The organism is Sphingobacterium sp. ML3W, assembly GCF_029542085.1.
Classification (GTDB): domain Bacteria; phylum Bacteroidota; class Bacteroidia; order Sphingobacteriales; family Sphingobacteriaceae; genus Sphingobacterium.
The window spans coordinates 5,409,976-5,426,364 of sequence record NZ_CP107036.1; the positions used below are offsets into that span (position 1 = coordinate 5,409,976).

Genomic DNA, 16,389 nt, shown 5'->3' on the forward strand with positions numbered 1-16,389 from the left:
ATGGAAGAAGTGAAAACATACAAATACGTAAACAATTTATGGGATGAACAAAAAGCAAAATCGCTTGGCGAGGATGAGATCGCATTGCTGTTATACCGTTCCAATATTTTGGGAGCAGATCTTCGCATCACCAACTATGGTGGTGGAAATACTTCCTGTAAAGTCAATATGGTCGATCCACTGACAGGTGAAGATGTCGAGGTGATGTGGATAAAAGGTTCCGGAGGTGATATTGGAACCCTGAAAAAATCGGGGCTTGCCGCTTTGTATCTGGAACGCCTGCATAATCTTGAAAGAGTATATAAAGGTATAAATCAGGAAGATGAAATGGTAGAGCTGTTCAATCATTGTATTTTCGACCTTGCCTCTAAGGCACCTTCAATAGATACGCCTTTACACGCTTTTTTGCCGTTCAAACATATTGATCATCTGCATCCGGACGCTGCGATAGCGATTGCCGCAGCCAAAGATGGAAAAGAAATTACCCAGCAGTTATTTGAAGGGACAATCGGTTGGGTCGACTGGCAACGGCCCGGCTTCGATCTAGGGCTGCAATTACGTGCCTGTCTCGAAGAAAACCCAGGGATACGGGGTATCATGCTTGGATCGCACGGTTTATTTACCTGGGGTGATACAGCCTATGCCTGTTATATGAACTCGTTGGATGTGATCGAACGTTGCGCCGCTTATATCGAACAAAATTATGGAAAGAAAGGTCCAGTGTTTGGTGGGCAAAAAAGCGACAGTTTGGATCAGGCCGGACGGGAATCTCAAGCTGTGAAATTGATGCCAGTATTGCGTGGATTCTGTTCTAGCGAACGTCATATGATCGGTCATTTTACGGATGATATACGCGTATTGGAGTTTATTAATTCAAATGACTTAGAACGATTGGCATCTTTGGGGACAAGCTGTCCGGACCATTTCTTACGAACGAAAATTCAACCACTGGTGTTAAATCTGGATAAATCTGAGGATCTGGACGATAGCGCAGCACTCATCGCGAAACTTGAACCTCTGTTTACCGCTTATCGCGCCATGTATACAGCCTATTATGAGCAGTGTAAACACGCCGATAGTCCTGCCATCAGAGATCAAAATCCTGTGATTGTGCTGTATCCCGGTGTTGGTTTGTTTTCGTTTGCCAAAGACAAGCAGACGGCCAGGGTAGCTGCCGAATTCTATATGAATGCCATAAACGTGATGAAAGGAGCCGAGGCCATAAGCGCGTACACGGCCTTGCCAAGACAGGAAGCGTTTGATATCGAGTACTGGCTATTGGAAGAAGCAAAACTACAACGCATGCCTAAACCCAAGGCGCTTTCGGGAAAAATTGCCTTCGTGACCGGTAGCGGCGGCGGGATAGGTAAAGCCATTGCGCGAAAAATGGTGCAAGAGGGGGCAGTAATTGTCCTGACCGATGTCAATACGGAGCGTCTTGCGGGCTGTGAGCAGGAGTTTGTCGGCGAGTTTGGAAGAGATTCGGTTATTTCGATAGCGATGGACGTGAAGGATGAACAACAGATTGTGCAAGCACTACAGCGTACATTACTGGCCTTTGGCGGAATTGATATTATCGTTAATAACGCCGGACTGTCCATTTCAAAATCTATAGAAGAGCATAGTCAGGCGGATTGGGATCTGCTATTCGATGTATTGGTTAAGGGGCAGTTTTTGGTTACACAGGCCATGGTTCCGATTCTGAAACAACAGGGTGTCGGTGGTGATATTATTAATATTGTCAGTAAAAATGCATTGGTAAGTGGCCCAAACAATACCGGCTATGGGAGTGCTAAGGGAGCACAGTTGCATCTGAGTAGGCTCTGTGCAGCGGAGTTAGGACCTTTTAAGATTCGTGTTAATGTAGTGAATCCAGATGCGGTCATCTCGGATAGTAATATCTGGGCCGGGGGATGGGCAGAAGGTCGGGCCAAAGCTTATGGGATTCGTGTAGAAGAGCTGCCGGCCTATTATGCCAAGCGGACATTGTTGAATGAAGTTATTTTACCGGAGGATATAGCAAACGCTTGCTTCTCTTTTGTAGGTGGTCTACTATCAAAATCCACGGGGAATGTTCTCAATGTGGATGGTGGTGTTGCCATGGCATTTGTCCGCTAATTTAGCTATCTTCGGTATTGAGTTTCTGTACTAAAGGAAACTCAGTACCCTATTTTAAATAAACCGAAAACGCAATTATTATGATTTTAGACCCATGTGCTATTGAAGTACATAATGACCAGCTCCGGGGGAAACATCGGCGTGCCTTTGACTTTGTTTCTCGGGAAATTCCACACATCGAAGACATCTTAGAAAAACTACAAAAATTTCAGATCGCGATTCCCAGTTGGGCACTGGGGACTGGAGGTACACGTTTTGGACGTTTCTCTGGCGCTGGAGAACCCGCCACATTAGAACAGAAAATTGAAGACGTGGGCTTGCTTCATGCATTAAATAGGTCGAGTGATGCAATTTCTTTGCACATCCCCTGGGATATCCCCAAGGATGCAAACAGATTAAAACAATTCGCGAGTGGTTTGGGTATCCACTTTGATGCGATGAATTCAAATACATTTCAAGATCAACAGGGGCAGCAACACAGCTATAAGTTTGGATCATTGCACCATGTTGATCCAGCTGTTCGCCAGCAGGCTATCGACCATAATATCGAAGTGATACGTTATGGTGAAGAGCTTGGATCCAAATGTTTATCGGTATGGCTAGCTGATGGTTCATCATTTCCCGGACAGTTGAATTTTCGTCAGGCATTTCAGCATACACTTTCCAGTCTGCAGGAAATCTATCGTCATCTGCCAGCGGACTGGAAGTTATTTGTCGAATACAAGGCTTTCGAACCTTACTTTTATTCGACAACCATTGGCGACTGGGGGCAATCCCTCTTGTTGACAAATAAGCTTGGACCCAAAGCATTCACCCTGGTTGATCTGGGACATCATCTTCCCAATGCAAATATTGAACAGATTGTCTCCCTATTGTTGATGGAAGGTAAATTGGGCGGCTTTCATTTCAATGATAGCAAGTATGGCGATGATGACCTCACGGCAGGATGTATGAAACCTTACCAGCTGTTTTTGATTTTCAGTGAACTGATTGATGGCATGGATGAAAAAGGAATGGCCCACGATTCGGGATTGGGATGGATGATTGATGCTTCGCATAACTTGAAGGATCCTTTGGTGGATTTATTACAATCTGTGGAAGCCATTAAAATCGCCTATGCACAAGCCTTATTGATCGACCGGAAATCCCTTCGGGCGGCTCAAAGCCAAAATGATGTTGTTGCTGCCCAGGAGATTTTACAACAGGCTTTTCGTACAGATGTGAGGCCCCTGCTAGCTGAAGCCCGCTTGCGTAGTGGTGCTGCACTCGATCCGATAAGTTTATTTAGAACATTGGGGGTACGGGAAAAACTGATAGAAGAAAGAGGACGCAATAGTGTAGCGACAGGTCTCTAAATGACAACCGACATGGAAAATAAACCTATACCTGTCGTTGCCGTATTTGATGTTGGAAAAACAAATAAAAAACTGCTCTTATTTGATCAAAATTATCAAGTAGTCTGGGAGCGTTCTGCTCGATTTATGGAAACTGTAGACGAAGATGGGGATCCCTGCGAAAATTTGGAGAGTCTACGGCTATCTATATTTGACGCCCTACATGAGGTGCTGCGTAAGCATGAATTTGATATCCGTGCAATTAATTTTGCGTCATATGGCGCCAGTCTGGTGTATGTTGATGTCGATGGGAAACCTTTAACTCCCTTGTATAATTACCTCAAGGAATTTCCACTTGCTATTCAACAACAACTCTACAATACCTATGGCGGAGAGACTATTTTTGCCTTAGAGACTGCATCCCCAGCATTGGGAAGCCTTAATTCAGGATTGCAGCTCTTGCGTCTTAAGCGTGAGCGACCTGATTTGTTTCGACATATTACCCATGCGATGCACTTGCCGCAATATTTAAGCTTCTTGGTTTCGGGCCAACTTTGTTCGGACTTGACCAGCATAGGTTGTCATACTGCACTTTGGGATTTCAATAAAAATAGCTACCACCAATGGGTGGAGGATGAAGGATTGATCCATGTTTTCCCAAAGATATATCCTGGCGATACGGCATTTGAAAGTACGTTCTTGGGGAAATCTTATCTGGTGGGGGTGGGCCTGCATGACAGCTCGGCGGCATTGATCCCGTATCTTCTGTTCTTCCAGGAACCCTTTGTCTTAATTTCTACTGGAACCTGGTGTATTTCTCTGAATCCCTTCAATGAAACCAGATTGACGATGAGCGAACTCCAACAGGACTGCTTATTCTATTTGTCTTATTTGGGTAAGCCGGTAAAGGCATCGCGCTTATTTGCCGGATATGAACATGAAATACAATCAAATCGTATTGCGGATTTCTATCAGATAACAACAGCCAAATTCAGATTAATGGAAATTGACTGGGGCATTATTGCCTGTTTGGAAGCTGAAGATCATGACAGTGAATTAAAGTCTTTTGGAAAAATAGACTTACAGCGTTATGATAATTATGAAATAGCCTATCATAGCCTGTTATTTCATTTGGTGAAAGCACAAGTTGCGGCGACCAGATTAGTATTACAGGGCACAGCAGTATCCCGGATATTCGTTGATGGTGGATTTAGTAAAAACCCCATATACATGAGCCTAATGGCCCGCGAGTTTCTAGATATTGAGGTGTTTGCGGCAACGATGCCCCAAGCGACAGCCTTGGGGGCCGCATTACTTATGCATCAACATTGGAATACATCTACCATGCCAGCCAATTTATTGGAATTGAAATTATTTACGTCGCACAATATTTCGTAAATCATTTTAGAACAGGATAGTACGGTATGGCTATTCAGTTTGTTTTCTATTACTTCGATATAGAATTACGAACAAATTAAACCAAAATTAATTAAACCTCTAATCAGAATGGAAAGTAAATTAAAACATTACTCATTAGTTCTTTGCGTGACAATGCTGATGGGGATGCCGTTTATGTTAGTTGCCCAGATCGCGAAAACTATTCAAGGTCATGTGGTCAATAGCAAGAACGGCCAGCCCATTGCCGGTGTCTCGGTTAAAGAAGTCGGCGGTAAAAATGCTAGTTCAACCAATGAAAATGGTGATTTTACCCTCTCCGTAAGCAACAACAAGGTTGTTCTTTCGATCCAATATGTGGGGTACATGACCAAAAGCGTTGAAGGTATTGTCGGTACCCCGCTTCGTGTCGAGCTACAGGAGGATAATACGATACTGGATGAAGTTGTGGTGGTAGCTTATGGGGAAGCTAAAAAGAAGGACCTGACGGGATCTGTATCAACGATCGATAATAGGGCATTAAACATGCAATCCAATTCTACCGTCAGCCGGGCGCTGGAAGGAGCCGCTCCGGGTATACAGGTTTCAGCGGTAGATGGTCAGCCGGGGATAGACATGGGGATTCGGGTGCGTGGTATCGGTTCTGCTAGTCAGAATACGTCAAATGCACTCGTTGTGATCGACGGTGTGCCTGCGCAAAATGATAATCCGCTGGCAACACTAAATCCAAAGGATATCCAAAGTATATCTGTCTTGAAAGATGCAGCATCCACAGCGCTATATGGTGCCCGGGGGGCAAACGGTGTGGTTTTGGTAACAACAAAGAAAGGGATGTCCGGTAAAACACGGATTTCATTTGAAGGTAAATTAGGCGTCAATCAGGTAGGCCCCTACCAGTTTGACAAAATCTCTGATCCAAAAGATATTTATGAATTTGCCTGGCTTTCGATTTATAATTCAGCACGCTACGGAGTAGATGGTACAGGAATCTCAAAAAGATATACCACCAATGTGCAGAACCCCAATATGTCGCACGAACAGGCCGCAGAATTTGCAAGTGCCCACCTGTTTGATTATATCGGTTCAACTACTAAATTTCAGCGAAATAGCTTAGGAAACTGGATGTTATATGATGTTCCTGGTGCCGTTTATACGCCATCTGGTACGGGGGCCGATGCGAGTTCAACCATGAGTGGTTCTTATCTCGTGAATACGGATGGTAAATTAAATCCCAATGCGCGTCTACTTTTTAGCGATCGTTATGATGATTACTTATTGGAAAATAGATTGCGGCAGGATTACGACCTGTCAGCTTCTGGTGGTAATGAGAAAGTAAGTTACTTTCTTTCCGGCGGATACCTTGAGGATCCTTCCTACATCAGGGGTTCTTCTTTCAAACGCTATAACGGTCGTGCCAATTTTGATGCGCAGGTTAATACCTGGTTGAAACTAGGTGCTAATATTGGTTATTCCAATCGGACGACCCAATCGCCAGCGACGCGCTTTGGACGGAATCCAGGTAGCTCAACAGCAAATGTATTTCGTTTTATAAACGGGCAAACCCCCTTGGTTCAGCTGTATGCACGTGATCAGAATGGCGCATTGATTAATGAAAATGGGGAAAATAAAGTGCATGTGCTTGCAGGGGATACCTATTCTCCACTTGGTCTGACCTCGGCAGCGCTTTCATCGACGAATGTGTTGACAGTATTAGACAATGATCTGGATCGACGCGTATCTGATGACTGGACAACACGGGTCTATGGGCAGGCTAAATTTCTCAATGATTTTACATTTACAGCGAATGTTTCGATGGACAAATTCAACGAAATGCGCACCCGCTATTGGAATAGCGAATCAGGACAGGCTGCCGGTATAGGTGCTTTTGGTAAAACAGCATCCAATACAACGATCCTAAATCTTCAACAATTACTTAACTATTCAAAAACAATTGGCTTGCATAATCTGGAGGGACTCCTGGGCCATGAGTATGATTCATTCAAAAACGAGCAACTCAACTACCGCTCATCTTATGCATTGATTGATGAATTTCCGTCGTATATCAATTTTGTAGGGCGTTATGATGGTGGTACCTTCCCTAATCCTGGAGGCGGCGAGGACAAACGGACTATGGAAAGTTATTTTTCTAGAATCAACTACAACTACAACGATAGGTACTTTTTCCAGGGATCCGTACGTCGGGATGGATCGTCGAAGTTTAAACTGAAAGACAAACGTTGGGGCACCTTCTGGTCCGTTGGTGGAGGTTGGCGCATCGATAGTGAACCTTTTATGCAAAATGCTAAAAACTGGATTGATCTCCTGAAAATACGAGGCAGCTATGGGGTGATCGGAAACCAGAATGGTATCTCCAATTACTCGGGTTATCAGACCTGGAGTTATTCGGCCACCTACACCCAGACCACAAACGGAACTGGGATACCCGCCAATATTACACTAAATCAAAATGCTTATGTTAATGATCAATTGACTTGGGAAAATATCCACACGATGGATGCGGGTATTGATTTTAGCTTCCTTGGACGGGTACGCGGATCGCTTGATTATTATAACCGTGTTACGGTAAATGCTATCTGGAACCAGCCGATCGCTATTTCTAAGGGACAGTCTTCGATCGCAACGAATTCGGCTAAAATAGGTAATAAGGGTTTTGAGGTCGATCTCTCTGTTGATATCATTAAGAAACCGGATTTCAATTGGACTGTGTCCACAAACGGAACACATTATACAACAAAATTAAAAGCAGTACCCAGTGGTGTTGGGTCAGATGCCCTGGGAGGTAACTGGACCGCCGGTACAGATGCCTGGGCCGCGGCAGGAACCAGTGCCGTCGCAAATATCACTTACTTACGTGGGGTGAATAAAGATTTCTTTAACCTTTACATGCTAAAATATGGTGGAGTTGACCAGACTACAGGCTTACCGCTATTTTACCATCAGGTCACCAAAGCCGATGTCGATGCGGGTACTTATCCCGGATATAAAGAGGGCGAGAGTCTGACAACTACAGACTATTCAAAAGCAAGCCGATATGAAATGGGAAGTGCGCTTCCTAAATGGATCGGCGGATTTAGCACTTCTTTACGCTATAAGAACTTTGACCTTTATCTTGCTTTGGCTTATCAGCTGGGAGGAAAGTTTTTCAGCACAGAATATGGAAACAACCTGTATGTCAGTGAGGATCCCGGTAAAGCGCTCTCTTCAGAACTTATTGGTAACACATGGACACCAAATAATACCGGTGCAAAATTCCCGATGGTCATGTATGGTAATACTTATGGTAATGGAGCTACCACGGGGAGCTGGTTATACAGTGATCTAGGTTTGTTTAGTGCTTCGTACCTTAATTTTAAGAATATCACTATTGGGTATACTTTGCCGGAAAATGTACTGGCAAAAATGAAGATCAAGAAACTCAGAATATTCGCTTCAGGGGATAATCTTTTTATGAAAACGGCCCATTCGGGAATCGATCCACGTCAATCACTGGTGGGTGGATTTGAAGTGGCGGCCTATTCTTATCCCACTATGCGGACATTCTCGGGTGGTGTCAGCCTGGAGTTTTAATGTTAAAATGAATTCGATTATGAAACCATCATGATTTATTCAAACCGAGCAAAGCGAGCTCATGAATATCGCTTAAAACATACACTCGATGAATAAATCTGATAGCTTCATCACAACTGAAACCGCCGAAGGCAGCATGAATGCCTTAAGGGGAAAATTGACTAATGAATAAAAATTTATACAGATGAAAAAGATATTTTTATGTGCATTGGCTGTGACATTATTCTTTTCTTGTAGCAAGGATCTGGATATTGCTCCACCAAATAGTATTACGGATGAACAGATCCGGAAGCTGCTCGAAAGTGGTGACGAAAAGAAAATCCAGGCAGTGCTTGGTGGTATGGCTAACAATATGCCTAAATTGATCAATTTTGGGGCATTATCCTCCGAATCGCGCTATGGCAGTAACCAGGGATTTGATGTGATGCGTAATCTGGAAGGAAATGATATTGTCCTTGGAAATAGGTTGTTAAATATTTTTGGTTCGGATGAATATAACCTGCTAGATTTTATTTCTGATGCTTCCGACAAAAACACACCTTACTGGAACTATGCTTGGAATATGGTTAATACAGCCAACAAAATGCTGAATTATCTTAATCCAACAACAGTCGGTACCAATAAAAAACTGCAGGAATACAAAGGCCGCGGGTTGATATTACGTGCCTATGCCTATAACTATTTGATGGAAAACTATCAGAATGCTTATCAACAGGGCGGAAAGAGCAAGTTGGGCATGCCGCTCTACGATACTTATTCTCCTGTTCAGGAAAGCAAGGCCCGATCTACAGCGGACGAAACGTATACCTTCATTAAAAATGACATCAATGAGGCTATTCGACTGTTTAAAGAGGCCGGGATTGGTTTTACAGCAGATCCCTCCGACTTTGATCTTGGTGTAGCCAATTTTATGTTGGCTAAGGTGTCGCTATGGACAGGCGATTGGAATAATACCATCAGTGCCAGTAATGAAATTCTGAGCAAGTACCCAACCTTGATGAGCCAAGCCATGTATGGCGCCACCAACAAAGGGACGCAGGCCGCTCCTGAAATGAGGCCGGAGCAAAATGGCTTCCTCAACATCAGCATCAATCCCGAAGTACTTTTTGGTTTTGCATTGGGCGAAGCAGTAACGGTGCATAACTGGTGGATGAACTGTTTTGCTGAAGGCAACGGTGGGATTGGTCAAGGCTTTCAACGCATAGACAACCGTTTATATGCTCAAATAGACAATCGTGACTACCGTATAAATTGTTTTATGGCTTCAGACTGGGGCGATTACACTTATCCAACAAATGGCGATAAAAGGACAATACCTCTATATACGAATCTCAAATTTGCCGCTACCCATGGCCTGGGCAGTGATGACAAAAAGAATGTCGGCCGTGTGAGCTGTTACTATATGCGCAGTTCGGAAATCCTGTTGATGAAAGCGGAGGCCCAGGCGCAGAATAAGGATGATCAGGGAGCGAAACAAACACTCAATACATTGTTGGCTGCACGCACAAAATCTGGGACAACGCCATTGACCTGCGACAACTATACTTCAATGCAAGGTCTTTCGGCCTTGGAGATGGTACAGTTTCAAACAAGGTTAGAACTCTGGGGTGAAGGGGGACGCGAATTTTATAATAACAAACGCTGGAATATCGCTATCAACCGTGCTGCATCACCTACGCACGTGGATAAATCTAGCTATCCTGTTAATAAAATGACCTTACAGATTCCATTGGATGAAATGTTGTATAACAATAAAATGGTGCAAAACTAAATAAATCAAAATGGGACAATGAAGCTTATATAATCAGACACTTGCATGATCTCATCATTGGGGCATGCAAGCTGTACTGATTATTTACAGGATAGTTCAGGATACAATTTCGTTCAATCTTGCGTATTTTCAAGTAGCTGAATATAATTCCATAAAACCTAAAATTTAATGATATGAAGAACCAATTGACCGAAGAACAGACCGCATTTTACCAAGAGAATGGTTACATCGTTATAGAAGATTTTCTGGACGCGGAAGAGTTGGCAACATGGCAAAGAATTGTTTTCGATGCGGTGGAGCAACGTGCCGGAAAGAAGATGCCTGGAAAGGAGGCAAAAGTAGGGGAAGACGATGGAATTAATAAGGATGCCGATTATTTCGGAAAAGTATTTGACCAGTTATTGAACCTCTGGCAGACGAGCGATCAGGTAAAGGAACTGATGGTGGATAAGCGTATCGGCGAAATGGCGGCGAAACTTGCCGGCGTTGATGGTATCCGCATCTGGCACGATCAGGCGCTCTTTAAGCGCCCCTTCGCGAATCCTACAGCTTGGCACCTCGATACACCTTTTTGGTCCTTTTCTGATCGTAAAGCGCTCTCGATATGGATTGCCTTGGACGATTCGACACTAGAAAATGGATGCATGTATTTCGTTCCCCAGTCGTATAAACATACGGGATTTGAAAATTTGGGTATCGGAAAGAATATGGGGACGATTTTTGAACATTACCCGCAAATGGCAAAGGTAAATCCGGTGGCAACACCGCTAAAAGCGGGCAGTTGTACCTTTCACAATGGATTGACAATTCATGGTGCAGGTCCTAATATGACCAATGGATTTAGACGGGCTATGACCTGTGCCTATATGCCCGATGGGAATGTCTACAATGGACAGGCAAACATTCTACCGGATGATTATCGGGGGACATTACAGGTGGGTGACTTATTGAACAATGATGAGCAAAATCCGCTAATCTACCATACAGCATGGTAAAACTGGATTTCTTTTATCCAAGATGGGGAAGTGAACATATTCCTTGGGCAGATTTCCTCGAACGTGTTCAGGCGGCGGGTTATGCTGGGGTGGAGTGGTTTCCTTTCGGAGAAAACATAGACCCGACATCGGTGCTGCAATTGCTCAGCAAGTATAAACTAAAATATAGCATTGTTACCTGTGTGCTGCAAAGCTTTGACACAACTGAGGCTTATTTTAAACTATTGGAGGAACAACTTTCCTATTATGGGAAGTTGGCGCAAGCATATGTTGCACCTGAATTTATTTCGGTACAGATGGGACGGGAATACTTTTCTCCTGTCGATGTTTTACAAGGTTTGCACTTATGTGAAAGAATCGAAAAGCAGTGTGGAATCGAGATTTTTCAGGAAACTCACCGCAACAAGTGGAGTTATGGCTTGCATACCGTTATGCCAATGCTGGAAAGCTATCCGGATCTGAAGCTTACCTTGGATATTTCCCATTGGTTTTGTGTTTCGGAAAGTTTTCTGGAAGATCGACCGGAGGAGCTGGCTCGTGTCTTGCCACATGTGAGGCATGTACATGCACGGGTTGGGTATACGCAGGGACCGCAGGTCCCCGATGTCAGAAAGAAGATATACCGCGATATTGTCGCTATCCACCTAGCCCTTTGGCAACAGTGGATAAACCTGAATAAAAGCAAATCCCGCTTGACCATAACGACCGAATTCGGTCCGCCGCCCTATCTTATTTCGTCTGGAAATCGCGAAAGGGACAATGAACGGCAATGGCAGCAAAATCTTTGGATGAAGAGATACTTATCCAGGTATCTCATCACCTAAACTCTATATTATGAAGCGAAGACTATTTTTACAGCAGAGCAGTCTACTTGGAGCTTCCTTTTTTCTTGCCAAGAATTTAAGGGCCTTCGGTAACACTAGCTATGCGGATACAGACCATTATTTTAACTTGTTTCAGTCTCCTTCAACAGGCAATAGGCCTTTTGTACGCTGGTGGTGGAATGGGAATAAGGTCAACAAGAATGAACTGCGTCGTGAACTGATGTTACTCAAAGAGGCGGGGATAGGCGGGGTGGAGATCAATCCCATTTCTTTTCCCAAGCGAACAGATGACCTGGGGATCCCCTCGTTGAAATGGCTGAGTCCAGAATGGATTGATATGGTACAGTATGCAGCTACTGAGAGCAAGAAAATCGGACTGACTGCCGACCTTATTGTCGGATCCGGTTGGCCCTTTGGTTCCGAAGACCTGAAAGAAGAAGAGACCGCCCAAGTTGTATTGGTCCATTGTGAATCCATTGAAGGGCCTACACGTTATGGGGTCAGACCCTACCATATTTTCAATATGATCGATCCTGCAGTGACGGATAAAAATCCGTTACGGAACCCAGAAATCCTGTCAGTCAAACTGGTCAAAGATCCCATGGAATCGATGACCGAAGTGATCGATTATACGGACAGGATCAGTGCGGATAAAATTGAGATTGATGTTCCTGCAGGTAATTACGTCTTATATGTCCTGGTAAAATTTAAGGCATTTGCATCAGTTATCAATGGTGCACCCGGGGCAGCCGGATCCATCCTAAATCATATGGATAAGCAGACTGTAACCCGTTATTTGGATCGGATGTCTACCCGTATGCAGGATCAGATCGGCCCACTAAAAGATTATGTGCGCGCGCTGTTTACTGACAGTATGGAGCTAGAGGGATGCAATTGGTGTGACGATTTTGCTGTCGAATTTGAACGCCGCCGAGGGTATGATCTTATGCCTTATTTACCATTTATCTTATTTAAAGTGGGACGGTTGGGTGCTGTGGTGGATGAAAACTATGGTGCTAAAAAAAGCAAAGAGCTCAGCGAACTCTTGAGTCGCGTACGCTTTGATTATGAATTTACCAAAGCATGCTTGTTAAAAGAACGTTTTACCGATACCTATGTTAATTGGTGTCGTTCACTTGGGGTTAAGTCACGGGCGCAAGCCTATGGGCGGGGATTTTTTCCGCTGGAGAGCAGCCTGGAGTATGATATTCCAGAAGGAGAATCGTGGACGACAAACTACTTGCGCCACAAGCTGGGGGAGGAGATGTCTGACGAGGATTACCGTCGGGGACGTGGCTATACCATGATTGATAAATATGTTTCTTCGGCAGCACATCTCAAAGGAAAACGGTTGGTCAGCTGTGAGGAAATGACCAATACCTACCTTGTTTTTAATACACCACTGGAGCTACTCAAGTTGGGCTCCGATCAGAGTGCCTTGTCAGGTATTACACATTCCGTCTGGCATGGATTCAATTATTCGCCACTGGAAGCACCTTTTCCGGGCTGGATTCAATATGGTTCCTTTTATAACGAACGCAACAATTGGTGGCCATATTTTAAATATTTAAATGATTATAAAGCCCGCCTTTCGTCGCAGCTTCAGCAGGGAGATTACTATGCCGATATGGCGATTTTACCTGCTAACTACGATCTGTGGACGGAAAATGGTGTGCAGACCGATCCTTTTCCGGAGAAACTGAATGTTCCCTATACCTCATTGCTTTGGGAGGCTATCAGTAAAAATGGGGGGAACGCGGACTATATCACCGAAATTGTTTTACAGGACAGTACTGTAGAAAAAGGGAAGCTTTGTTATGGTAAAAGACGGTACAGCGTGCTGTTTCTACCAGGGATCAAGCGTATGTCACCTGCAGCGATGTCACGATTGGTCGAATTTGTAGCTTCTGGTGGGCGTGTTATAGCCATTGAAACGCTTCCGCAGCAGAGTTTAGGCCTACAGGACCACGTAAAAAAAGATGAAGAAGTACGCCAACTATTAAAGCGGTTACAATCTTATCCGGATCGTTTTATAGCCGTCAAAAAGCCGCAGGACAATAATTTTATGGATTGGTACCGTCTCCTTATGCGGAAGTATCAGCTTCCTCATTATTTAACACTGGATCAGCCAGACCGTTACGTCATGCAAATGCGTTATATCCGCGATGATGGAAGTGAGTGTTATTTTATACAGAATGCCCATCGACTGAACAGTACCACTATAAATATTTCGTTTGTGGCACCTGAAATTCGAAAGCAGAATTGCTGGTTATGGGATTTAGATCGTGGTAAACGCTTTCGCGTACAACTAGACAAGGAGAATAGTTTATTGTTGGACCTAGGTCCTACAGATTCTTATCTTTTCGTGTTTGATCAGCATCACCTGGGCGATATTTGGCAGCCGTTGGCCACTAGCGGAAACAATAGCCAAGATTTGAATAACCAGTGGCATGTTGAGCTGCAGCATAAACAGGAGGGCAGTTCGAAGCAAATTCTCCTATCCCGTCTGGTTGATTTTAAAGACGATGAGCGTTTGATGTGGTTTTCGGGAACGGCTATTTATCGGCGTTCGTTTTTCTGGTCCGCGGGGGACAGTGCTCTGTTGAATTTAGGTCGTGTAGCGGGTGTATCTGAAGTTTTTGTCAATGGAAAATCACTTGGGGTAAAATGGTATGGAAGACGGATCCATAATCTCATAGGGAGCCTAAAGCAGGGCGATAACCAAATCGAAATCCGCATTACCACAACCATGGGGAATTATATGAAAACACTCAAGGATAATGAAAATGCCCAGTATTGGGTCAACCGCAAGGGGAGAGAACAAGAAATGCAATCGATGGGCTTGATCGGTCCAGTTACTTTATATACAAGCTAACTTATGAAGATATTACCTATTTTTTTTATTATCATCCAGGCGCTGATGTTTCGATTGGCGGTTGCCCAGGATTATAAAGCCATGGATTTTGGTATCAATGGCGACGGCCAGGCGCTTAATACGCGTTCTATTCAGGCTGCCATAGATTTCATTACGAACAAAGGTGGGGGAACATTGCGCTTTACCCCCGGCAATTATGTTACCGGATCGTTTTATTTAAAATCCAATGTGACTTTGCATCTCGAGCAGGGCGCAAATCTGTTGGGGTCAAACAATCCTTTCGACTATCATAAAGATACGGTGGTCAACTGGCAGTCGATGATTTATGCCATCCGGCAACACAATATTGGCATCGTAGGGAAGGGAACGATCAATGGTCGTGGATTCCAAACGGCAATGAATGCGCTTCAGAACGTGCATAAAGGAATTGTACAGGATGAGCTGAAGCTCGATCGCCTGCGTGAGTGGAACCGCCCGGAAAATATTTACTTCCGCGAGTGTAAGAATGTTGTGATAAAGGACATTACCCTACGGGATCCGGGAAGCTGGAACCAGACTTATGATCAATGTGAAGATCTTCATGTCGAAGGCATTTACGTAGATAGTAAATCGTATTGGAACAATGATGGTATCGATGTGGTGGACTGTAAGAATGTCGTCATCAGGAATTGTTTTTTTGACGCGGCAGATGATGCCATCTGTTTTAAATCCCATGATGCGAATGCCGTCTGTGAAAATGTACTTGTTGAAAACTGCACCGCCCGCTCAAGTGCCAGTGCTTTAAAATTTGGGACAGTGTCCCGCGGGGGATTTCGAAATTTTGTTGTCAAAAATCTGGTGGTGTACGATACCTATCGATCCGCCATTACCTTTGCTGCGGTGGACGGCGGTTTTGTCGAAAACATTCTGGTGGATGGCGTACGCAGCATCAATACTGGAAACGTTATTTTCCTGCGTATCGGTGACCGCTGGAGCAAAGGCAAGAAGCCTTTTATGAAGAATATCACCATCCGGAATGTATATGCTGAGGTTCCGGCTAATAAACCTGATTTGGGTTATAGCTATGAAGGACCTGTCGAAGATATGCCGCGAAACATTTCGCCGGCGAGCATTATAGGGCTACCCGATCATAAGATTGAAAACGTTACCCTTGAGAATATTGAAATGGTCTATCCCGGAGGTGGAAATGCCCTGTATGCTTATCGTGGTACGGATCCGAAATCCCTGGATGGCATCCCGGAGATGGCCAATGCCTATCCTGAGTTTTCACAATTCAAGGAGCTGCCAGCCTGGGGACTATACATCCGCCATGCAAAGCAGATCAATCTGAAAAATGTTTCCTTTCGCATAAAGAATACCGACTATCGTCCGACCATTGTCGCCGATGACCTGGAGGGAGGAGTTTGGGATTTTAAATCCTATTTAAATGGACAATTATTGAAGGATAGTTTCCATTTGCATCAGTCAAAAGAAGTCAAAACCAATTAGA

At 44.2% G+C, this 16,389-nt stretch carries 9 protein-coding genes; all 9 read left to right on the forward strand.

The annotated features are described in order from the left end of the window. The 9 genes from OGI71_RS22435 to OGI71_RS22475 all read left to right on the forward strand — a co-directional run bounded on the left by OGI71_RS22435 (position 1) and on the right by OGI71_RS22475 (position 16,388). Positions 1-2,118, forward strand: coding sequence for a bifunctional aldolase/short-chain dehydrogenase (locus OGI71_RS22435; RefSeq protein WP_282252097.1), 2,118 nt, complete (start codon positions 1-3; stop codon positions 2,116-2,118). Between the two features lie 80 nt (positions 2,119-2,198). Then, on the forward strand, positions 2,199-3,473 hold the full coding sequence (locus tag OGI71_RS22440) for a TIM barrel protein (protein WP_282252099.1): 1,275 nt from the start codon (positions 2,199-2,201) through the stop codon (positions 3,471-3,473). 12 nt (positions 3,474-3,485) lie between these two features. Further along, entirely contained in the window at positions 3,486-4,850 is a 1,365-nt protein-coding gene (locus OGI71_RS22445; protein ID WP_282252102.1) for an FGGY family carbohydrate kinase, read from the forward strand. Between the two features lie 108 nt (positions 4,851-4,958). Further along, a complete protein-coding gene (locus tag OGI71_RS22450) occupies positions 4,959-8,435 on the forward strand; it encodes a SusC/RagA family TonB-linked outer membrane protein (protein WP_282252104.1) in 3,477 nt (1,158 codons plus the stop codon). Between the two features lie 184 nt (positions 8,436-8,619). Continuing rightward, positions 8,620-10,206, forward strand: coding sequence for a RagB/SusD family nutrient uptake outer membrane protein (locus OGI71_RS22455; protein ID WP_282252106.1), 1,587 nt, complete (start codon positions 8,620-8,622; stop codon positions 10,204-10,206). A gap of 173 nt (positions 10,207-10,379) precedes the next feature. Further along, entirely contained in the window at positions 10,380-11,201 is an 822-nt protein-coding gene (locus tag OGI71_RS22460; RefSeq protein WP_282252108.1) for a phytanoyl-CoA dioxygenase family protein, read from the forward strand. Then, positions 11,195-12,025 (forward strand): sugar phosphate isomerase/epimerase, encoded by an 831-nt coding sequence (locus tag OGI71_RS22465; protein WP_282252110.1) that lies wholly within the window; start codon positions 11,195-11,197, stop codon positions 12,023-12,025. Before OGI71_RS22460 ends, OGI71_RS22465 begins: the two co-directional genes overlap by 7 nt. A gap of 10 nt (positions 12,026-12,035) precedes the next feature. Further along, positions 12,036-14,900 (forward strand): glycosyl hydrolase, encoded by a 2,865-nt coding sequence (locus OGI71_RS22470; protein ID WP_282252111.1) that lies wholly within the window; start codon positions 12,036-12,038, stop codon positions 14,898-14,900. 3 nt (positions 14,901-14,903) lie between these two features. Next, positions 14,904-16,388 carry a glycosyl hydrolase family 28 protein gene (locus tag OGI71_RS22475; RefSeq protein ID WP_282252112.1) on the forward strand — a complete coding sequence of 495 codons (1,485 nt, stop codon included), beginning with the start codon at positions 14,904-14,906 and terminating at the stop codon, positions 16,386-16,388. Position 16,389 lies beyond the last annotated feature (1 nt).